This window comes from Candidatus Melainabacteria bacterium, assembly GCA_003963305.1.
Classification (GTDB): Bacteria; Cyanobacteriota; Vampirovibrionia; order Obscuribacterales; family Obscuribacteraceae; genus PALSA-1081.
The window spans coordinates 146325-167905 of the sequence record RXJR01000022.1; the positions used below are offsets into that span (position 1 = coordinate 146325).

Below are 21581 nucleotides of genomic sequence, written 5' to 3' on the forward strand. Positions count from 1 at the left end.
ACGAGCCAGTGGGCTTTGCAGAACCGTTCTTATCAATTAGAACACGAACATCACGAAGATAACAAATTCTTCATTGGCTTTGCATCCCAGTAAGGATCGCGTTAGAAGCTGGTTAGACCATATTTGAAACTAGCTTTTACATGCTAGATTGGGCAAACTTCCTTGACCATACGGATGCGTTTCCACTAGTATTGGCAGAATATTGACATCCAAAGGCAGTTACCTATTTCAGCGCCCGCCGATGCGTTTCTTAAAAGTGATACAACGGCACTTACCAGGCGACTAAACAGACCGAACCCATAACGGGCTAGTTCAAGGGGATTTAAATGGCATTCAAGCCAGAGAACGGGGCAAAGAAAGGCTTATACCTGGCACTGAGTCTGGTACTGGCGTTCCAGACGACCTGCAGTTATCAAGCGCTCGCGCAAGCAGCGGGTCCGACAGGAACCATGCTTCTGCCGATGACGCCAAAACTCGATGTACCTAAAGCACCTCCGGTTGCTCCTCCTTCACCAGCGCCTGCGGCCGGCACCTCCTCTGCACCAGCAGCAGTGCCATCGATTTCCGGCGACATAACTGAAAGCGACGAACTTTTACCCAGCCCTGAAAGCGATCAAAAACTCTCGAAAGAAAAACCGGCAGCTGACAAAGCACCTGCTACCGCACCGATGCAGGGCTCGGCGAACTCATCTACAGCCTCGCCTGATGATACTTCAGATGCCATTGCTGACGATACCACTCTGAAAGGCACAGTTCAGATCGTTGCTGACGATACGGAGTACGACCAGGAGAAAAATACATTCCTGGGCACGGGTAATGCCGTTGCAATCATCGCAGGGCAGAACTCCAAGCTCGAAGCCGACATGATTCTGTACGACCAAAACGATCAGACCATGGACGCCCGTGGGAACGTTCGCATAACCCGCAACGGGCAACTGACGACAGGAAGCTCTTTCAAATTCAATGTCACTTCAGATGAATATCTGATCACCAAACCTGATACGGAAGTGCAAGGCTCGACCGTTGTGGCTCGGTACGCCAAAGGAACGAAAGACGGTCTTACCTTCATCAAGGGAACGATGACGCCTCCAAAGGCGTTCTACATGCAGCGCAACGCCATGTGGGGTCCGGTCAGCTATCGCGATGACGTAGCCGGTAAACAACAGCATCCTGATGCCTATCTTGGCGGCAAGCAGCATTTTAAATTCAAGGCCAACAAAATGGTCTATGAACGGTATAAAGATGAAGGCAACCTCACCATGTTCGGTGCCAGATTGCAGTTCAACAACTTCAGCATTCCCATGGGTAAAGTGGTCGCCACTGCCGGCGGTGAAACACGGGTCACCTTGCCGGTTACACCTTATATCGGCAACAACTTGCAGTCAGGCGGCATCAACGTAGGTCCGAAGTTCAACACCGGGATCGGCAAAGATGGCGTTCTCTCCTGGTCTCCAATGATTCAATTTGGCGGCAATCAAGTGGGACAGAGTGCGTCTACTGATCCAAACAACGGCAAAATCGGTCTGGCAGGGCAAGTCTCATTCACAAACGACAGAGTAACATCGCACTTGGCCTACGGTTCAGTCAGCAATATGCTGGTTGGTGACCTCAAATTCGGTATAACCAGAAACTTGCGATTCCAGGCTGGTATCAACCGTTTCTTGAGCGATGGACTCTACGGTATGCGCCGCGCTCGGGCTATCGCCGAGGTCTATCACAACAAAACGTTCAACAAAGTCCCATTCATGCAGAACGTCAACTTCCGCTCTGCCGCCGGCGTAGCTCAAGACAACCCACAATTGATTAACCAGGCCGGAAGCGCCTACGCCAACCTGTTCGGAACCGCAGCTCAGAACAAAACCGTAATGACTACAGCAGCGCGTATCTCGGAACAATTGACCGCCACAACACACAACTTGTTCGTAGTCGGAGACGACAAATACGGCGTCAAGTCTTACTTCTACGGTGGCATCGGTGCTAGCGCATACTCGACAGGCAACGCTCGCCTGATGGGTCAAGCTGGTCCTGTGCTCGACATGCACTTGAACAAAGTGCGATTGCAGACCGGTTACACACAATCGGCCGTAAGAGGCTCTTCACCGTTCGTATTCGACCAATTCATTCAGGGTTCGCGTTCGGCTTACATATCAGGCGACATCAAAGCCTCAAAGTTCGTCACTGTCGGCGGCACGTTGGGCTGGAACTTCAACGCCAACATGGCTTACGCCAAGACGCTGACGGCAGCTATCGGACCTGAAGACTTCAAGGTCATTCTCTCCCGAGACATGGTGCGCGGCATGAACCGATTCGGTTTCGACATGCTCTACGGTCAACCCGTCCAGTACAACAAGCTGGTCTTGAAAGGAAATCCGGACCAGGGTCAGCAGGGTAATATCAATTGATCCCTACGGAAGGCGTGGGCAGCAAATCGCTTGACTCGATCTTGAAAAACAAGTTGCCGGCTCTCGGTATAGATCTTGGTGGCACCAAACTCAGTGCGGCAGTCGTACAAGATTTCAAAGTCGTCTCTGAGCCTCGAACGGTACCGACTCCACATGGCTCTGAAAACATCGTCAACGCTATCGTTGAGCTGATTCAAGCTTTTCAGAAAGACCACGTCCTGGCCGGGGCAGGCATAGCCACGGCAGGAGTGGTAGACCCCGAAACAGGAAACATTCTCGGTTCTACCGGAAACTTACCGGGATGGTCGGGCACACCGCTGAAAACTTTGATTGAATCGCGCACGATGCTGCCGGTTCGCGTCGACAATGACGCCAATGCAGCAGCTTATGGTGACGCCCTGGCCATGGGCATGGCAGACAAAGAGTGCGTCATTGGCGTGACACTCGGAACCGGTATCGGTACCGGAATAATCATCAACGGAACAGTTTTTCGCGGCTCGAACTTATCCGCAGCTGAAGGTGGGCATATTCGCATAAACCTCGGCAACAAGCGCTTCTGCACATGCGGTCTTTTTGACTGCTGGGAAGAATATGGCTCCGGTCGCGGACTGGTCGCCACAACCAAAGAGTTGCTGCCCGGTATTACAAGCGCTCAAAGCGAGCTGGCTAATCACATCGAGTTTCTGACGACGCGCATGATTACTGCTGCGGCCGACAACGGTGACCTGATAGCGAAGAAGGGAATTCAAATCTGGCACGAGCATCTCGCTGTTGGAATCGCCAGCCTGGAGCACCTGATGGACCCTTACTGCTTCATTATCAGCGGCGGCTTGAGCAGTGTGGTAAATTTTGATCTATTGCGCGAAATGGTGATTGATCGATGTATGCCTCGGTATGCAGAGAATGTCAAAATCTACCATTCTCAACTGGGAATCTATGCAGGAATCATCGGGGCTGCCCACGAAGTGCTTACGCACATCAACAGACAAACCGCCTGATCTATGCCCACAACCAGTTCACTTAGAGGCGCAAACAAGTGCGCTGACAGATTGAATCATGTCGCTCTTCTCGGGTCGGCCCTGCTTGTGTACGCAGTGCTTGCAGATGCGACTTTTCTGCACCCTGTCACGGCGCCGGCCACACCACAGGCAGTGCGGGGCTCAGAAATATCAAAACGAATGGATGAGGCGAGCAAGCTGTTCCGTCAGTGCAAGTGGACGCAAACCATCACCGTTTACTCGAGTGTTCTGACAGCCAGTCCTACAAACGTTCGAGCCCGTGTCAATCGGGGCATCTGTTATTGTCGAATAAATCAGTTCAACAAGGCTATTAGCGACTTTAACATTGCCATCAAGGATGACCCAAATTCTGACCGTGCTTATCAGCATCGAGGCTATGCCTTCTATAAACTCGGCAAGTTTCAAAACACCATCGCCGACGCATCAAAAGCTATCAAACTCAATTCATCAAACCGCTATGCTTTTCGAGATCGAGCCCAGGCCTATGCGCGGCTGGGACAGTTTGACCTGGCCCAGAAGGACTTTTCTGAGCAGCAAAAATTGAATCGCATAGCGCACGAATATTATGTAGCGCTTGACCTTCAGCACATCGGAAAGTTTTCTGATGCACTTGCTCTTTTCGAAAAGAATCAAAAAGAGAACCCGGGTATGTTCAATCCCAATTTTCGTCGCGCCACCATATACACCAAATTGGGGATGTACCAGGAAGCTGTGGACGTCTCAACCCAATTCATCAAAGAGCATCCAGACACATTCGAAGGCAGAAGGCTCCGAGCGATCAATTATCTGCAACTTGGCGAATTGGCAAAAGCCCGAGCAGATGCTGATAAAGCCCTCGACATCGATCCGCACGCCCTTGACCCGTACTACGTAAAAGCAAGAGCGTCCGTGTACGCGAAAAACTATCCCGAGGCAATAAAGAACTATTCACAGATAATCAAACTTGCGCCCTCTACCGAGCTGCCCGCTCGAATGGAACGTGCGGATGCATACACCGCCATCGGTGACTATGCAAAAGCTGTCAGTGATTACGATTTCCTGGTCAACGCTGAACCTGACGATGAAACTGTTTATCACCATCGAGCCGCTGTCTTTACCAAAATGGGCTCCTTAGAGAAAGCAATTGCAGATCTGCAGACATTCGCGAAGCTCGCCCCCAAAGACCCTCTAGCGTTTATGTCACTGGGGGATGGACTTTACCAGGACAGGCGCTACACAGAAGCTGTAGCAGCGTACACGAAAGCAATAGAGCTCGACCCGGCAGCGCCGACTTTACTAAACCTGCGAGCCAGAGCGCTGGAAAAATGCAACCACCTCGAGGCGGCACAAAGGGATCGAGCACGAGCAAAGCTTTTGCAAGAGAGCGAATAGGCAGATTTAGCCAGCCGTAACCGTCAAGACTTGCGGCGGGGTGCAGTCGGCAGGATAAATCAAACTGCACTGAACATTAATCTGCTTGCCAGACTGCAACGGTATCTCCACCAGCGGTCCAGCCTGCTGCCCCTGTTTCTGCACGATGTGCACAAGCTTCCTGTGATGTTTTGCATTCTCATCGAACCAATCAAATTTGATCGTGCCCCTAAAAAAGATCTTGTCGGGTGGCGCTTTAAAGAACTGCAAGCTGTCTGATTTATTCCAATCCTTCAAAGGTGTCTGCAGTCCAATGCCGGCGATTATATTCGAATCACTGCCATTGTAGAGAGGCACGGTCAGATCATAGCGAACACCGTAATTGCCATGCGCAGCGTAGGCAGTATCTGGATATCGCACCATAATTGGTGCAGCCTGCACTTGCCTGGTGCCGTGAGTGCCACCAATAACAGTGCTGATGGGGAAAGATATGACATCGCCTGGTTTCACAGCCAGGTGAGTCTTATCCGCATCATTTGTCAGATATCCTTGCCAGCTGCTTCCCGTCTGCACGCCGCTGACGCGACCAAAAATCAGCGCGCCTTTTGCACCAGGCACAGTCGGAGTTTTATCTCGAGGTTGCGCAAGGGGCAAATCAAGTACAGTTTTCCAATCATCCAGATCAGGCTCGCTCTCCCGCCCAAATGATTTTTCCTTTGCTGAAGCAGCCAGACTGGCCAGATAAACAGGTCCATCACTGTCCAAATTGAGGGCGCCTGTCCTGCCATTCTTCAGCGGCAGCGTGTAGATCACCTTCATTTCACCCGGCTTCAAAACAATATGCCGATGCCATCCCGACTGCCTTTTATTGCGCAACTGATCGAGTCCGACGCGATCGCCCGGACCTGCATACACTTTTCCGTGTTTGTTATCCAGCACTGGTTCAAGCGAAATAAAAGGTGCATCCGGTTTGCTAGCGTAACTTAATGCATTCAGCAATCTGAGGTGCAATTTTTTCTCGGAAAGGTTGCCGATCAGCAAACCTAGATACAGGGTGCGTGGGCTCGTCTTATTGGCGTTGGTGACGTGATGAAAGAAGACATCAAAGCGACCCTGAAGGGGAAAATTCAAATGTGCTTCCGGATGTGCGCGGCCTTCGCCTGGGAAAGTAGATAGCAGGACACCAGGTGCAAGAACAATTTCAGGGCTATTACTGTTGAACACAGGAACTGAATCAAGTTGACCGGGCAGAGGCTGCACAATCTGAGGGACAGTTACGCGTTCACCGGCAGCATCTGCATAGGCTTTGACGTAGTTCTGTGAAAGCACTAGAGACAGGCATCCAGCCCCAGCAAATAGAGATTTGAATTGGCGCATGCAGCCTCGCCAAGCTAGTTTGCGAGCGCAGGTAAAACCGCAGCAAGGCGCTTAGCCATCTCCACGTCGATTTCGTGGCCGCCCTTGATACTGATGAATTTTGCTTTGATTTTAAGAGGATTGATGCCGCACAAAGCCAGATCACCAACCAGATCAAGCAGCTTGTGACGAACAGGCTCGTCGTCCCAGTGCAGCGGCATAGTGAATCCGTCAGCCGTTAGTGAGATAACATCATTCTCCAGACCCAACATCTGGTGATCCTTTAGCATGCCGAAAGTTCTAGCCATGGTAATTTCAGAAGGATTTTGAGTGACGTCCCAACTTTGCCAGCGTTTGCCTATTTTGGGATGATTCCAGTCCATCATGTAATGCACCGAAAATTTGCTGTCTGGCAGTGCCATCAGCGTTCTGTCTCCCATTGTGAGAATGATTGGCTCTTTCAGATCGACGGTCGACTGTGGGGTATTACGTTCGATTCCGGCTTTCTCGAAAAGATCAGTCCACAAAGCGGCGCTGCCATCGCCAAGAGGCATTTCCAGACCTGCAACCGTAACTGAAAGATCTTCTACCCCCCATAAAGTAGCGGCGGCAAGAAAATGCTCGACAATGCAAAGACGCGTGCCGTCTTTGCCGAGTACGACATTTCGCAGAGTGTTCACTACGTTGTCTGCAGTTGCCTTGATCTCTACATAGCTGTTTGTCTTTGTAGACAGCACATGAAAAGTGATACCACTTCCTGACGGAGCGGCTTTGATGTCAACCTGAATTGCCTGTTTCGATGTCAATCCACGACCGCTGAAAGTGGCAAGAGTCTCAGCCTCTTTCGAGGTAGCTTCTTTGTTTTCCGGCGCGGGCGAAACGGGCATTTTGACCTCCATCAATTATTTGGCAGCTAGCTGCTTCTCTAATTCTTCTACTTTCTTTTTCAACGCTTTGAACTCATCGCTAAGCTTCGGCAATTTTTTGACGTGAGCGATCTCGGTGAACCAGGTGCGCGCATTCGATGCCGGCATGCCAACCACAACTTCGTTATCAGGCACATCTTTCATGACTGCGGCCATGGCCTCGACGATGGAATCTTTGCCGATTTTGAGATGATCTTTGACGCCGGCGTGTCCGCCGATAATTGCCCTATCGGCGACCGAGGTAGAACCGGCAATACCAACCTGAGCAACAATAATCGTCTCGCGCCCCAATTGAACGTTGTGAGCGATCTGCACCAGGTTATCAATCTTTGATCCGGCACCGACAACGGTGGGACCAACAGTGCCCCGGTCGATGGTCGTGTTACAGCCGATCTCAACATCATCATGGATGATGACAGTACCAATCTGAGGAATTTTCAAAAGCGGGTTGGGTGCGTCAGATGCGCCCGGTAAGCCGTCCCTGAGCAATTCCATGTTGGATGGACGCTCGGTCACGTAACCAAATCCATCGCCGCCCAGGCTGACTCCCTGTTGCAAAATTACGCGGTTACCGAGTTCGACAAAATCAGCCAACATGCAACCTTGATGCAAAAGGCAGTCTTCGCCAATTTTGACGCCACCACCTATAGTGGTGCCGGCCAGAATGGTCGTGCGAGCACCGATCTTGGATTTCGGTCCAATATAAACGAGCGGACCGACTGCCACGCCTTCAGCCAGTTCCGCCGTGGCATCGACGACCGCGGATGGATGTACTCCTGCCGCCGGACGATGCCACTTTGGCTGCAGTGCAGTCAAAATTCTCTGCACCGCAATCATTGGACGTTCCACGAAAATTAAAGGCAGCGGCAATTTCAGCTCGGCACCAGCAGGCACAATCAAGGCCGATGCTTTGCATTCACCCAGTTTTTTCAGCAACTTGAGGTCCGAGATCAGAGCTATGTCACCAGAAGTAGCACTAGCCGGAGAAGGAGAGAAGCTGGAGATCTTGACGTCATCAGGACCTTGAACCTTTCCACCGATCATCTGTGCGATCTGTGAAACGCTCATCTCGCTGGGCAACTTCATGGCAACTCCTTAGCACGTTGTGCAAAAAATATCTTTGCGTTTCAGAGCCGGCAGCGATAAAACATAGCTGCCGGCACCAAATTTTTGTTCGCTCGTCTGCACTAGCAGAAGAATTACTTGTTAGCTGCAGTTCCGCTTGAAGCCAAACGCTTTACCACACCTGAGGTGAGGTCAGTTCCACCAACAAGCACAGCTTGCTTCATGAACACTGCGTCGACTTTTGCAGCAGTTGCTTCTGCTTTGATTGCATCATCGATTTCTTTCTCCAACTCTTTTTCAAGAGTCTGAGCCGTGTTTTGAATGCGCTTTACTTCAGTGTCGATTGAGCCTTGAAGTCTTCTTTGCAGTCCTTCGAGTTCAGCTGGTGGTTTGTGGGCCGACTTCGCTGCTTCGTACTCTTTGTTGCTGCTTTCAATCAGCTTGTGTACTTTTTCCTCGTCCTTTTTCAGCTGTTCAGCAGCTTGCTGGGCCTTCGGATAGCTAGTTACAACCTTATCTTTGTCAACAATGCCAATTGTTCCTGCCATTGCTTGGGTCGCAAAACCAAGTGCAATCAAAGAGCTGGTGATCAATGAAAAGCTCTTATTCGAATAAAACATCCTGTTCTCCAAGTCGGTAGTGACTTTCACATCATAATATAATGCTTGCCAACCGGCTCAGTTTACACCATAGCGAAAGACTTGAAACGCTCATGCTACGAGACAGTAATTAAAACTTCTCTCCAAATCCTACGGTGAATCTCGGTGTAAATCCGCCCAATAATGTGCTGACCAGAGGCAAGCCATAATCAAGTCGAAGCAGCCCGACCATAGGCATCTTGATGCGAACGCCAACACCAACAGAAGCGCCAATGGTACCTCTGCTGTAAAGTGAGTTAGTGAGACCGTTTCCACCAATTGCACCGGCATCGAAAAAGGCGTCGAGCTTGACGTGCTCATCGATCATTTTGGCTACTGGACTATCGATCTTAGACAGCCCAGGAATCTTGCGTCGTGCTTCTGCCGTCACCATGAGCATCGAACTGCCTGTACCCAGATCTGAGAACTGACGATAACCACGCATGCCATTGAAGCCGCCCAATCGATACTGCGCAAATCCAGGCACGCCGCCGAGCCCTGCGCCGCCTGAAACATTGAACGCAAGGGTTGTCTCTTTAGTGACTGGAACGAACTTACTGGCAGTTATCCCTGCCTTCATGAATGAGCCATTTAAACCAAGCGAAGGAGAGGCACTCAACTTTGCCACTGTGCCGCGCGTGGCATCAATGACACTATCGCGTGTGTCATAGCCGATAGAAGGATTGATGCTCACGTAAGGTCCGCCCTGCATCTGATTCTTTCTCACGCTTGCAGCGAGTGCGTCTGCACCGGCACGACTGTAGGCAGCTCCTGTAGCGAGAGCACGATTAGCCATACTTTCCATAAGATTGCTGTTCAGATAAAAGCTGGAAAGATCACGCAGCAAAACATCTTCACCGGTCAATCCCAGACTGGCTGTAAAGTTGTTCCCCAATGGCTTGGTGAAGTTGACGGTAGCGCCAATATTGCGTTGCTGAGCCTGATCGATGAGCATACTGTTGAAGTTGCGCCCAAAGCCAGTTACAGCCATGGAAACATTGGAACCTCGCAAATTAGGTTCGATGAAACTGGCTTCTACTTGATAAGTGCGCTGACTGGAGAGGAACTGTGTTCCGGCGTTGTTGATCGTGTTGCTCAACTGACCGAACATGCCTGAACCAACCTGCGAATTGAAGGCGATTGTTTGACCGCGACCGCGGAAGTTTGTGTCTGCAAAGCTCAGGTTCCCGAAAGGACCAGCAACAGTGTCGACACCTCCACCAACACCGACTGAGCCGCTGCGTTTCTCATCCACTTCCACCTTAAGAACGTACTTGTCCGGGTCTTTGGCTGATGGAGAGAGACTTCTGCGAATATCTGAATAATATCCATTGGCGTATAACTTGCGAAGATCAGAGATCATCTTGCGTTCGTTGTAAACCTGACCGGGTTTTATATGAATATCTCGACGAATGATGCTATCGAGAGTCTTGTGATTGCCGGTAATTTGAATGCCGTCGATCACGCCTTCATTGATACTCAAACCAATGCTGCCATCTGGGTCATCTTTGACATCGGCAACGCGCGCGAGAATGAAACCTTTATCGCGATAGGCTTGCTCGACTTTGTCTATAGCGCTGGAAAGTTGAGTCAGATTCTGGGGCTTACCGAGCTGGTCGGCAAAAACTTTCTGGATTTCGTCGCTGGAAAGTGCCTGATTCCCCTGAAATGAAAATGAAGTAACCGGTGCATTCTCCTGCACTCGAATCTTAAGCAAAACACCACTGCCGGTCAGTTCGGGTGTGCCCTGCATTTTCTGATCGTCAAAGTAGCCCAGTCCATTAATGGCTTTCAGGTCTTGAACCACCTGATCGCGATCGAACTTATCGCCTCGTTTTGTCTTGACAACCTTGAGAATATCTTCAGTCGGTATGAGGCGATTGCCTTCCACCTTGATTTCGTCAACCATCAAGTCCGATGGAATTTTGCTGGCACTAGCTGCGGTATCGAAGCCGGGTGCAGAAAAGACTGGCTTATCAGCTGGAGCAGACGCAGCATCAGAAGCGCTGGCGCCGTCTTCAGGAAGCAAATCTTCAGAATCTGCTGCAAAGACAGGTGAGCAGTGAATCAGTATTGAGAGCGCCAGGGCGATGTTTAAGGTGCGTCGCATGCAATGAGCTTCTAGACAGAGTTGACCGGGGGCAATTTTAGCATGTTGCAAGTAGGTACCCTTGAGCGGCTGAGTGAATAATTGGAGCTACTGGCGGCTTTCCAAGAGTTATTAAAAGGTTGCAAAGTAATACATGTGCAGTAATAAACTTAGAGACGCCCGAGCAACAGTCATGTGCCTGTTCATGAACAACCTTTTATTTAGCACATTTTTGTGTATGAATTGTGCAAGCAGTAACCAAATGTGGTGCACATAATCTTGCCGGAAGCAGAAAGAGAGATTGAAAAGTCACAGCCACCGACAAATGCGGTGGCTGCAGCAAATCAGTTCTGATTTTGGCGTTCAGGGTTTGAACCAGTGCACAGGCTGTGGATCAAGATTGATGTTGACCTGCTTCACCTCGGTATAGGCTTCGAGACCAAATGTACCAAGTTCTCGTCCCCAGCCGCTCTGTTTGTAGCCACCCCATGGACACTCATTGTAGGTGCTGTGGTAGCCGTTCACCCACGTGATACCAGCCCTGATGGCTTTGACAACTCGATGAGCGCGCGTCACATCTGAAGTGAATACTGCTCCTGCCAAACCATAGGCGGTGCTGTTCGCCAGTTGAATAGCTTCCTCTTCGCTGGAAAATTTCTGCACCACGACAACCGGCCCGAATATTTCCTCTTGCACGATACGCATGTCATTTTTGCAGTTGGTGAAGATAGTCGGTTCAACATAGAAGCCGTTTTCATACTTGCTGCCGGTCAACTGCTTGCCACCCAATTCGAGCTTGGCGCCTTCCTTTTTACCGATTTCAATGTATTCGAGTACTCGTTTCATCTGCGGCTCGCTTACCAGTGGTCCCATTTCAGTCTCTGAATCCAGACCAGGTCCAACGCAGATTTTCTTGGCGCGCTCAGTCATCTTCTTCACGAAAGCAGAATAAATAGACTCATCGATCAGCATGCGTGAACCGGCTGAGCATACTTGCCCGGCGTTTGTGTAGATAGCGAACAATGCATAGTCGACCGCCGTATCAAGATCCACGTCAGAGAACACCAGCATAGGTGACTTGCCACCCAGTTCGAGAGTTACTTTCTTGAGGTTTGTGAGGGCGGCTTGAGCTATAATCTTTCCGGTTTTGACACTGCCTGTGAAGGCGATTTTGTCAACCAGAAGGCTCTCGGCAAGTGGCTGGCCTGCGGTCGGTCCATCACCCAATACAACGTTGACCACACCTGCGGGCAACTCCAACTCCTGCATCAGCTCTGCCAGTTTGACCAGGGTCAAAGGCGTATACTCACTTGGCTTGATTACGCAGGTATTGCCTGCCGCCAGTGCTGGTGCTAGTTTCCAGGCCGCCATCAAAAGAGGATAGTTCCAGGGGATCACCTGACCGCATACGCCAATCGGCTCGCGCACAACTGTTGTGACCGACGCGGCCGGCACATCGATGCTCTGCCCGGTGGGCTTGCTGGCAAGACCCGCATAATATCTAAAACATGCAGCAGCATCAGCCATATCGAATTGAGTTTCACGTAACGGCTTGCCACCATTCAACGTTTCCAACTCTGCCAGTTCTTCAGCATTTTCTTCAATTTTTGCCGCCAGTTTATATAGAAAGTTGGCACGTTCCTGTGCTGTCAATCGCGGCCATGGACCTTCGTCGAAGGCTTTGCGAGCTGCTTTTATTGCCAGCTCGACCTGTGCTTTGTTGGCTTCTGAGACCTTGCACAATTCCTTACCTGTAGCCGGATTGATCAAAGAACGCTCTGATGCGCCCTCAACGAATTTTCCATCAATCCAAAGATGCCACTTTCGGTCAACCTTCACTTTGGGAGCCGTTAGCGTCTGAGCCATGATATAAACCTCTCTGCTTTAGCAACGAATTTTCGAAACTGGCTCTACCGTGCGAAACGCGCACAGCAGGCTGATATAAACACATTTTCGGCGAGCACGAGAAAAGGAAAAGGGGTTTCCGTTCGAATTAATATGCTGTCCGAAAGTCGTAAGATCATAGCATGTACAATAGGCTCTGACTCGGTTTTAGAGGGTATTTCAGTGTCATTCAATCTTTCATCTGCACGCCTGCTGGCGCCAATTTTCATTCTGCACACATTGATCACACCAGCCTGGTCGGCGCCAGCTGCCAAATCGAATGCACATGACAAGTCGACTCAGAAGACCGCAATGCCTGTCGTCTACGATTTTTCTACCAGCTATTGTGTGCCGTGCAAGGTTATCAAGCCTATCTTTGAAGAGGTCGCCAGAGAGTACAAAGGCAGAGTCGATATGCAAGAGATTGATGCAGAGGATGAGAAGAACAAGGCCCTCGTCGACAAATATCAAGCCACGGCATTTCCATTGATAGTTTTCGTCGATGCCCACGGCAAAAGAACGGGCGACTTCAATCGGAAAATAACCAAAAAAGAATTAGTCGACAGAGTGGAAAAATTGCTTGCAAAATAGCTTATCCTGAGCATGATACAGCTCGGAAAATAAGATGCCTGAAACATATACCGGTACGTTTGTCACACTTGAAGGTCCAGAAGGGGCGGGCAAAACCACCCAGTTGAAGCAGTTGTCGAAACAACTGGACGTGCTGGGAATTGACCACATCGTCACTCGAGATCCAGGCGGCACGCCGCTTGGACGGCAGATTCGGCGCATTCTCTTGAATCCTGAAAATCCAGTCAATCCGATGTCCGAGCTTCTGCTATACCAGGCAGACCGAGCCCAACACGTAGGCGAAGTGATCATGCCGGCCCTGAAAGAAGGGAAGCTTGTTCTCTGCGACCGATACACTGATTCCACAATGGCGTATCAAGGGTATGCTCGCGGCATCGACTTCGAAATCATCGAGGATTTGAACAAAGTGGCCACAGGCGGCTTGCGCCCCTATCTGACAATCCTCTTCGATCTGGAGAGCAGTGAAGGTTTATCGAGATTGCATCCCGGCGGACACGATCGTCTCGAGCGAGAAGCAATAGAATTTCACCACAAGGTGCGCGACGGCTACCATGAATTAGCCAAGAAAGAGCCTCAGCGCTGGAAAACCATCGACGCAAGCAAACCGATGACCACCGTTCAAACCGAGCTGCGCAGGGTGTTGAGCGAACAGTTGGCAGGCAAGTTCGATCTGGGCGATCTCTAATCAAGCATCACCAGTGGTGCTTAGTGTTAAGGCTTGACGCGCTGAGCTATTTCGCCGCCTAACGAATCGACGTCCGCGCGAATACTGGCTTCTTGCGATGCATCAAGAGTGCCTCCGGCCGCGTTTCGCAAGCTTCGTTCTTTCGAAAGCAAATCAAGACAACGCTGTTTCAGATGAGTAAAGTCAACTTCTGAAATCTTCCCGGCAGCCTTCTGCTCGTCCAAATACTTCAATGTGTCTGAAAAAATTGTTGAAAGCGGCGGTTGAGCGGGTTGCGGTGTAGTCGAGCCGCTATTGATGATTACGATTGGTGCCGTGTAGCTGGTTCCATAGCCATAAGTCCAGGGATAGTAGTATCCCGATGGAGCTTTCCAGAAGTTGAGATTACGCCCGTTGGTGCTTAAGCCAAAAAATCCGTTACCAATTGACACCGGCGCACCGAAAGAATTGATTGGAACACCGTTGTAAGCGTATGGGCTGCCGAAACGGTTGACCCAGGGATTATATCCATAACCACCGGCTGGATTGAAGAGTGGGTTTGACCCGTATGGGCTTCCCGCATAAGGGTTTCCATAGGGATAGCTGCCATAGCCGTACGGATTGCCGTATACGTAGGGGCTGGCTGGGATGAGATTGCTTCCGTTAGGACCATTACCAACGTAGGGACTGAATGATCTTTGCACCTGAGCCATGGCCGGACTCAAGGTGAGACCTGCCGTCACAAGAGCCAAAATTAAGCGTTTCATGTTCATTACCTGCGTTGCGCCATTCCTATAGCTTAGCTACCAGTATATCTTTGAAATTAGGAGCTATGGCTAAAACTATTGACGATCAAAACCACTGAAAGTTCATTTCTTCAGCGGAAAGGTGCACACAAATAAGGCTCCAGAAACAAATGAAGCCCATAGAATTGATGCTAAAGACGCCAGTAGACGGCAGATGACCTTGAAGCGCCAGTGAGATTAAACCTGGAACCAGCAAAACGGCGCAGAATATCGACAACCTTTTCCCAACGGAGATAAACGGCTTACCAATTTTCGGGCGGCTCTTCAAAAGCACTACTCCAAGCACAGCAAAAATAACTGCTATGGCTAATCCATGCAAAGCCGCGTCAAAGAATACATGGCAAACGACTGCCTGAAAGGCCTGACCGATCATTTCAATCGTCTGATGTAAATTGAAACCTTCGCTAATTCTGTCCATCAGTTGAACTCACTAAACAATTACGGCAAATGATAGCGCAAAAGGGCAGCCGGTTAGCCATTTTGAAGTTTTACTCACAAAGAATCTATTACTGAGTGCGGATAGAATCAGCGTTCTTTTCGCTCAAGGCACGTCCGATGTTAATGTATGCTTGCGCCAGGTTCGGATTTAAGTCAATCGCTTTACGCCACTGTTCAATAGCATCGTCGCGGCAATCCAACTTCATTAAGGCAAGACCCAGATTGTTGTAAGCATAGGCGTCGTTGGGTGAAAGCTTGAGACATTGCGTGAACTGATCTCGGGCATCTTTATAACGCCCAGACTGGTAAAGTGCCGTGCCGAGGTTGTAGCGGGCTTCAGGATAATTAGGTTTACGCGCCAGCGCGTCATTCCACGTCGACATTGCGTCTTCTACATGATTCAAGTGGTAAAGAGCAATACCAAGGTTATTGCGCGCCTGTGGAAAGTTAGGATCAAGTTCTAGAGCGCGTTTCAGAGCGAACTGAGCCTCCGGGAAATGTTGAGTTTTCAAAAGCAAAACACCCAGTTGATTAATCGCTTCTACATTTTTCGGATTGCGATTTACTACGTCATCAACCATCTTTTTCGCCTTGACCAGATTTCCGGTTTGCTTGTATGCCCGCACCATATCCAGCTTAAGCTCATCTGAATGATCGCCCAGGCGCTCTGCAGTTTCATACTCTCTCAAAGCCTCGTCGCTTCTTCCCAGGGCAACGAGGGCATCACCGAAATCACGATAATAAACCGGGTTATCAGACTTGTACTTGAGCGCTTCTTCAAACTCGGTGACTGCACTGCTGTTGTTGCCCTGCACACTGAGCAAGTGAGCCAGGTTATAGTGGGCTTCTGGATACTCGGGACGCAATCTCAGAGCGGCATAAAAGCTCTTCATCGCCTCCTGCAGATCGCCTTTGGCCATGAGCGCGGTAGCAAGATTATTGTGAAGTTCAGCCTTAAGTGGCTCGGTTTCCAGGGCTGTCTTAAAATTTGAGATAGCCTGATCGAGCTGCCCTTGCCGCTTCAAGCAAACTGCCAGATTATTTCTTGCCACCACATTTTCCGGCTGCCGGGCAAGAACTTCCTTGAATTGTTTAACAGCTTCGTCAAGAAATCCATTCTGAGCAGATGCCAGACCGTCGGCTAGCAGTTGCTCGGAGGGCACAGAAGCGTAAGACTGCAGATGAATTTCAGGCACAGGAGCACCAGTCAAGTCGGACCCGAAGCCACCTTCAAGTGGAGTCAGCGTGTGCACAACCGAGACAGCACCGGTATCTCCGTCGCTGCGCAAAGTGTCCTGCGCCAGGGCAGCACTGCTGGAAGCACCGAAGGCGCAGATGGTCAACAAAAACAATTTGCTCACAACTGTCTGTTTCACAAGCTAAAAACGAACCCCGGTGGCAATTCTTTAAGCAGTAATAGCCATCAAGTATTCCAGTCACCAGGTTTCTTGTAAACTCTGTTATGTATCTGGTACATAGGAAAAGTCATGCGAAATTTGTCAACAATGCTTGGTTTTGTCGCCTTATCGTCGGTTGCGGTTCTGGCTTTTGGAGTTCCGACGCATGCCGAGAAACCGTCTGCGGCACCATCGACAGATGCCTTTGCAAAGATGGATCGAGCCCAGACCCTTGTCTACAATCTCAACCACGTTGCCAATTCGACGGGATTCTACTTGCTGCAAGATATCAGGGGCATCGATACGATGGACCACGATCTGACCAAAGCCCTCAGGCAGGTTCAGGAAGTAGATAAAACATTCAACCGACTGCGCGGCAATCCAGACAATCGAAGTATGCAAGCAGTATCGATCAAGATTGAAAAGGCATTGAACAGCCGCGCCATTTTCGAAGAAGACCTGAAAGATGCTTACATAACGCTCAAATCGGCAATAGAAGAAACTTTAGTCAGCGACACAGGCAAGAAGAAATAAACGAGACGCGGGCGTCGTCACATTGATGTAACGCTGCCGTTTTATTGTCAAGAAACTTACCAGTCATACGTACCAGCTCGCTTAGTCGCGCCGGTCAGGAGCGCTTGTGAACGCCAATTTGCCACTTAAAGATTTCAGCTACGCCACAGCAGAAAGCATCCTGCTGCGCACGTTGGAAGACTCGTTACCAGATCTCTGGATAGTAGAAGAGTTGGACATCCGCGATGCCGTTCCGGATGAGGATTTCATGCTCGAATGGCACTATCCAGGCAAGTGCAATGTTCAGGGACTGGTGCCGGACGTAGACTTGACTGAGGTGACACGCCCACTCCAGGATTTGTCCACCCAGGTTCCACGTCGGCAGCTGGTAGCTCGGGGAATTCTATCAGGCGGACGCACAATCAAGTCAGATTACTGAACCCAAAGTGATCAGCGCCCTGCCGGGCAGAGCATAGACTCGCCTATGGCTATAAGCAATCGTCTTTGCCCGTTGCTGTGGTATCGTTTCAGCTATCGGCGACAGTCAAATGGCACGGATGCTCAATCTCTCCATCTCAAAGCGAATGATTCTGTTCATCACAGTGCCGCTCGTGATTGAAAGTATTTTCTTTGGCGTTCTCCTGCAGCAGTTCCAAAATCTTCAACAGGAGTTGAAGAAAGAAGCTGAAGCGGTCGACACACTTGTTCTCGTCAACCGCATTTTCGTTGGTGCCATGAGTGGTGCCGGCAACTTATTTTCATCAACAGCTTTCCGCCAGCCTAAGTTATACGAACAGGCGATGAAAGACTTCGATGAAGTCGACAGGCACATTCTCGAGTTAAAACGAATCGCACCGGCAGATGGCGAAAGCGCCACCAGCGGCTTTGTCAAAATCATCGAGCAAGCCAAACAGATGTTCGAAGATACTGCCACCGATGCTCATGAAGACGAATTCAGAGTAGAAAATTTCAAGATGGCCGGCAAAGCCAAGAGCTTTCTCAAGCGCCTACAGGTTGCGGGGTTGAGGGTGATCGAGGAGAAAACCCGGTATCGCGATGAAGTACGCGAAAACACTCAGTTAATTAGAGGAAAGATTGAACTCATCATTCAAACTGGAATCGCAATCAATTTCGTATTCGCCATAATCGCCATAATTGCTTTCGGCATGACTCTCGGTAAACGCTTCCGCGTCGTCTTTGACAACACCATGCGCATTGCCGCCAATCAGCCGCTCAACCCGCCACTGAAAGGTGGAGACGAGCTTTCAAGATTAGATCACATCATCCATCAAATGGATGAGGAGTTGCAAGTCACCCGCCTGCGCGAACGTGCCATCATCGACAATACCGCTGAAATCATTTGCTCCCTCGACCAATCTTGCCGGGTAGTTGAAGTGAACTCCGCTGTTCAGAAGCGTTTGGGGTACCCTGAGGAAGATTTCCGCGGCAGCATCTTTCAATCACACGTGGTCACCGAGCAACGTCAAATTGCTTATGATTCCCTGCAAAAATCCAGAAATGCCGGCAAGGAGTATTCATTCGAAACGCAGCTGGTGACCCGAGACGGTGGCGTGCGCGATGTAGAAGTGACTGCCCAGTGGTCGGAAACAAACCAGGGCATCTTTTGTATTCTGCGCGATATCACGGCACGAAAGGAGTCAGAGCGTTTGAAGGCGGAGGTAATCGCCATGGTCAGTCACGACCTGCGTGCTCCACTGACCTCGATTGGAATGTCACTCGATATGATCGTGGACGGAATTTTCGGCGAGATAAACGATCGCGGCATGAAGGTAGCATCAGCTGCGCAACAGTCAGTCACCAGCCTGATTGCCATGATTAACGACCTGCTCGATATCGAACGGGCGGAATCAACAGGCGTGCAACTTTATTATGAAGAAACTGATTGTGCGAAAGTAGTGGCGCGTGCACTCGAGGTTGTGAAGCCAGAAGCAGACAGTAAAAAGATTGCGCTGGCGGAAAACAGCGTTTCGCAAGATTGCAAGTTCGACGTCGAAAGAATAAATCGTGTTCTGGTCAATCTGCTCAACAACGCAATAAAGTTCTCTCCCAGTGGCAGCAAAATTACAGTCTCATGCAACAGAATCGGCGACAAGCTTGAATTCTCAGTGAGCGACCAGGGTGCAGGTATTCCCGAAGATAAGATCGACTCAGTCTTTGAAAAATTTCGCCAGGTTGGAACAGGCTCCGAAGGCGAGAAGAAGGGAAGCGGTCTGGGGCTTGCAATCTGCAAAACGATGGTGGAGGCTCACGGCGGCAATATCGGCGTCAAAAGCGTGCTTGGTCAGGGCAGCACTTTCTGGTTTACGGTGCCGGTCAATCCGCCTCTCAATCCGTCATCACAATCGGCAGGATAATGCCGTTGGCGTCGTATTCAACCAGATCTAGAGAAACACTCCTGACAGCAGGCATCTTGCCGCTTGCAGCTGCATTATTCCAGCGGTGATAAATGACGTACCATTTGCCATTTACTGGATCCTTGGCAAACGAATGATGACCCGGTCCGGCATGCTTCTTGTCAGTGCGCAATATTTCGCCGCGGTATTGCCACGGACCCGTTGGAGAGCTGGACGTGGCAAAATGGACGCTGTAATCGTCTGAATTCCATTTGCCATGACTGTAGGAAAGATAATATGTCTTATCCTTGAAGTGCATGAATGGTGCCTCAGTAAACTGTGGCGGTGTGTCAACGGGTATCTCCGATTTGATGCTGACACAATCATCGTTGAGTTCGAATACTTTTAGCTTCGCACCAGCACTGCCACCACAATAGAGATAGATTTTCTCGCTAGCAGGATCCTTGAAGACCATCGGATCTATTGCTTCAAAGCCCTCTCCACCCGTAATAAGAGGTTTGCCACTATCCACAAATCTGCCGTCGGGTCGATCGCAAACTGCCACTCCGATGCGACTGGGCGTTGGATTTTGCGGTCCTACCGCATAGTACAAGTAATACTTCTTTCTATGGCTGAAAATGCCAGGCGCCCACAACTCATGAGCAGGTGCACCATCTTTTTCGATCCAATCGACGTCTCTGGCTTTGAGGATCGGTCCCAGACGCTTCCACTTGTGCAGATCTGAGGACGTGTAAACGTAAAATTCTTTTTTCGGTTTGTCTTCTGTAGTCGGATAAATCCAGTATTTGTTGTTCTCTACCAAAATATCCGGATCAGCGCCATCGAAAAGGGGGTTAGCTAGAGCACTCGATGCCAGCGTCACAAAAGCAGAGGTAAGTGAGAAAGATGCAAGAGCAGTGCGACCTATCGAACGAAGTATCTTCATTTTGAGATCTCTAAAACATTGGACGACAAATTTGTTTTTGGTTCGAGAATAGCTTCAAGGTCCTTGATCGTTCCCTCTCCATTTTTGAAACCTGGTGCCTCAACCGGCTTGCCGTTAAAAGTAATGCGCACTTTATACTGCGCACCATCTTTAAACAGAGCGAGGTTCAAATCAGAAGAGTAGGGCGGTCTGCGATCGACAGGATCGCGCAAAATACTCATCATCCCTGCGATTGTAGTATCGTGAGCAGAGAAGAGAACGTATCTCAGCTTGCTCTTCTCTTCAGTCGCAGATTGAAAATAATCGTGGATTACTTTGAGCAACTCATGACTGGTCAGGTCTCCAATCTCATGGGGCTTAAAACAGGCGGCGAAGATCCATTCCGTTTCATCCACGATTTCCCTGGCGTCGGCATCGGAAAGTCCCTTTGGAATCGAAACATTGTGCAACTTGTAAATATTGAGTGCATCGCCCAACCCTCCAACACCGCGCAGGGTGTCAATCTTTCCCCCGGTCAATTGATTCCATCGTTTGAATTTCGGTTGCAAGTTGTCGACCTTCTGCTTCCATTCTTTTGTAGTGTGGACATACTGTGCAATTGTTGAACTCAACTTGGGATTGAAGTCCATCACGAGCAGCGAATCTTCATTACGCGGCCTGGTATGAATAGGGATTGGTTGATAAGAAGAAGGAAGTGCCGATTCTCCGCCCACCGATGGACCAGTGCCGACTGGATATAAGCCCAGCAAAACACATTCGGCACTCATCAGAGTGCGATCGATGTCGCTTGATCGCACATACATGGTCTCGGGCGAATAGCGCTCGGGCAGCAGATGATACTTACTAATGTATCGCTCGCGAAACTGCTCGCCAAGATGAAACTCTTGCTGCATACCAACCGGCGACAGATGCCCTAGAGGTAAGTTCTCCGTCCATGGCGCATTCGGAATTGCCTCAATTGGTGCTCTATCGCCGTGCCTGATCACGTCGACTGCAAAGACCATCTGCTCTTCAGCCAGTACTGCATTGCACGTACACGTAAACAGCAGAGCCGACAGAAATAATTTCAGTTTCAAGTGCATGTGTTTCCCTTTAATTGCCACACCGCGAGATAGTGGTTAATCAAACCACATTCACGCAATC

General features: G+C 49.9%; 19 protein-coding genes. 8 read left to right on the forward strand and 11 right to left on the reverse strand.

Annotated features, from left to right (window positions below):
• Positions 1 to 326: 326 nt before the first annotated feature.
• Genes EKK48_21500 through EKK48_21510 form a run of 3 tightly spaced genes read left to right on the forward strand, consistent with a single transcriptional unit; the run spans position 327 to position 4792 of the window.
• Positions 327 to 2402 carry an LPS-assembly protein LptD gene (locus tag EKK48_21500; GenBank protein ID RTL38485.1) on the forward strand — a complete coding sequence of 692 codons (2076 nt, stop codon included), beginning with the start codon at positions 327 to 329 and terminating at the stop codon, positions 2400 to 2402.
• Positions 2399 to 3400 carry an ROK family protein gene (locus EKK48_21505; GenBank protein RTL38486.1) on the forward strand — a complete coding sequence of 334 codons (1002 nt, stop codon included), beginning with the start codon at positions 2399 to 2401 and terminating at the stop codon, positions 3398 to 3400. The genes EKK48_21500 and EKK48_21505 overlap by 4 nt, the downstream gene beginning before the upstream one ends.
• A 3-nt stretch (positions 3401 to 3403) precedes the next feature.
• The gene (locus tag EKK48_21510; protein ID RTL38487.1) at positions 3404 to 4792 is read left to right on the forward strand and encodes a tetratricopeptide repeat protein; all 1389 of its coding nucleotides are present in this window, start codon (positions 3404 to 3406) and stop codon (positions 4790 to 4792) included.
• A gap of 6 nt (positions 4793 to 4798) precedes the next feature.
• Here EKK48_21510 and EKK48_21515 read toward each other — a convergent pair whose 3' ends face one another.
• From EKK48_21515 to EKK48_21540, 6 genes are all read right to left on the reverse strand, one after another.
• Positions 4799 to 6148 carry a DUF3370 domain-containing protein gene (locus EKK48_21515; protein ID RTL38488.1) on the reverse strand — a complete coding sequence of 450 codons (1350 nt, stop codon included), beginning with the start codon at positions 6146 to 6148 and terminating at the stop codon, positions 4799 to 4801.
• A 14-nt stretch (positions 6149 to 6162) separates the two neighbouring features.
• Positions 6163 to 7029 (reverse strand): hypothetical protein, encoded by an 867-nt coding sequence (locus EKK48_21520; GenBank protein RTL38489.1) that lies wholly within the window; start codon positions 7027 to 7029, stop codon positions 6163 to 6165.
• Positions 7030 to 8139 carry a UDP-3-O-(3-hydroxymyristoyl)glucosamine N-acyltransferase gene (lpxD, locus tag EKK48_21525; GenBank protein ID RTL38490.1) on the reverse strand — a complete coding sequence of 370 codons (1110 nt, stop codon included), beginning with the start codon at positions 8137 to 8139 and terminating at the stop codon, positions 7030 to 7032.
• Positions 8140 to 8252: 113 nt separating this feature from the next.
• Positions 8253 to 8738 carry an OmpH family outer membrane protein gene (locus tag EKK48_21530; GenBank protein RTL38491.1) on the reverse strand — a complete coding sequence of 162 codons (486 nt, stop codon included), beginning with the start codon at positions 8736 to 8738 and terminating at the stop codon, positions 8253 to 8255.
• A 109-nt stretch (positions 8739 to 8847) separates the two neighbouring features.
• Complete coding sequence (locus EKK48_21535) at positions 8848 to 10866, reverse strand: hypothetical protein (protein ID RTL38492.1); 2019 nt, start codon at positions 10864 to 10866, stop codon at positions 8848 to 8850.
• 342 nt (positions 10867 to 11208) lie between these two features.
• On the reverse strand, positions 11209 to 12711 hold the full coding sequence (locus EKK48_21540) for an aldehyde dehydrogenase family protein (GenBank protein ID RTL38493.1): 1503 nt from the start codon (positions 12709 to 12711) through the stop codon (positions 11209 to 11211).
• Positions 12712 to 12843: 132 nt separating this feature from the next.
• Here EKK48_21540 and EKK48_21545 point away from each other — a divergent pair, with 132 nt between their 5' ends.
• Positions 12844 to 13320: a thioredoxin gene (locus tag EKK48_21545; protein RTL38494.1), complete on the forward strand. Its 477-nt coding sequence runs from the start codon at positions 12844 to 12846 to the stop codon at positions 13318 to 13320.
• 34 nt (positions 13321 to 13354) lie between these two features.
• Positions 13355 to 14005 carry a dTMP kinase gene (locus EKK48_21550; GenBank protein RTL38495.1) on the forward strand — a complete coding sequence of 217 codons (651 nt, stop codon included), beginning with the start codon at positions 13355 to 13357 and terminating at the stop codon, positions 14003 to 14005.
• Between the two features lie 26 nt (positions 14006 to 14031).
• On the opposite strand, the gene EKK48_21555 is transcribed toward EKK48_21550, so the two are convergent.
• The 3 genes from EKK48_21555 to EKK48_21565 form a co-directional block, all read right to left on the reverse strand.
• Positions 14032 to 14751 carry a hypothetical protein gene (locus EKK48_21555; protein ID RTL38496.1) on the reverse strand — a complete coding sequence of 240 codons (720 nt, stop codon included), beginning with the start codon at positions 14749 to 14751 and terminating at the stop codon, positions 14032 to 14034.
• An 85-nt stretch (positions 14752 to 14836) separates the two neighbouring features.
• Complete coding sequence (locus tag EKK48_21560) at positions 14837 to 15208, reverse strand: hypothetical protein (GenBank protein ID RTL38497.1); 372 nt, start codon at positions 15206 to 15208, stop codon at positions 14837 to 14839.
• Positions 15209 to 15296: 88 nt separating this feature from the next.
• On the reverse strand, positions 15297 to 16604 hold the full coding sequence (locus EKK48_21565) for a tetratricopeptide repeat protein (protein RTL38498.1): 1308 nt from the start codon (positions 16602 to 16604) through the stop codon (positions 15297 to 15299).
• A 111-nt stretch (positions 16605 to 16715) separates the two neighbouring features.
• On the opposite strand from EKK48_21565, the gene EKK48_21570 reads away from it, so the two are divergent.
• The 3 genes from EKK48_21570 to EKK48_21580 all read left to right on the forward strand — a co-directional run bounded on the left by EKK48_21570 (position 16716) and on the right by EKK48_21580 (position 19513).
• Positions 16716 to 17159 carry a hypothetical protein gene (locus EKK48_21570; GenBank protein RTL38499.1) on the forward strand — a complete coding sequence of 148 codons (444 nt, stop codon included), beginning with the start codon at positions 16716 to 16718 and terminating at the stop codon, positions 17157 to 17159.
• A gap of 106 nt (positions 17160 to 17265) precedes the next feature.
• Positions 17266 to 17577: a hypothetical protein gene (locus EKK48_21575; protein ID RTL38500.1), complete on the forward strand. Its 312-nt coding sequence runs from the start codon at positions 17266 to 17268 to the stop codon at positions 17575 to 17577.
• Positions 17578 to 17686: 109 nt separating this feature from the next.
• Positions 17687 to 19513 (forward strand): PAS domain-containing sensor histidine kinase, encoded by a 1827-nt coding sequence (locus tag EKK48_21580; protein RTL38501.1) that lies wholly within the window; start codon positions 17687 to 17689, stop codon positions 19511 to 19513.
• Here EKK48_21580 and EKK48_21585 read toward each other — a convergent pair.
• Complete coding sequence (locus tag EKK48_21585; GenBank protein RTL38502.1) at positions 19485 to 20438, reverse strand: glycosyl hydrolase 43 family protein; 954 nt, start codon at positions 20436 to 20438, stop codon at positions 19485 to 19487. The two genes, EKK48_21580 and EKK48_21585, sit on opposite strands and share 29 nt — an antisense overlap.
• The gene (locus EKK48_21590) at positions 20435 to 21520 is read right to left on the reverse strand and encodes a histidine-type phosphatase (protein ID RTL38503.1); all 1086 of its coding nucleotides are present in this window, start codon (positions 21518 to 21520) and stop codon (positions 20435 to 20437) included. The genes EKK48_21585 and EKK48_21590 overlap by 4 nt, the downstream gene beginning before the upstream one ends.
• Positions 21521 to 21581: the final 61 nt, after the last annotated feature.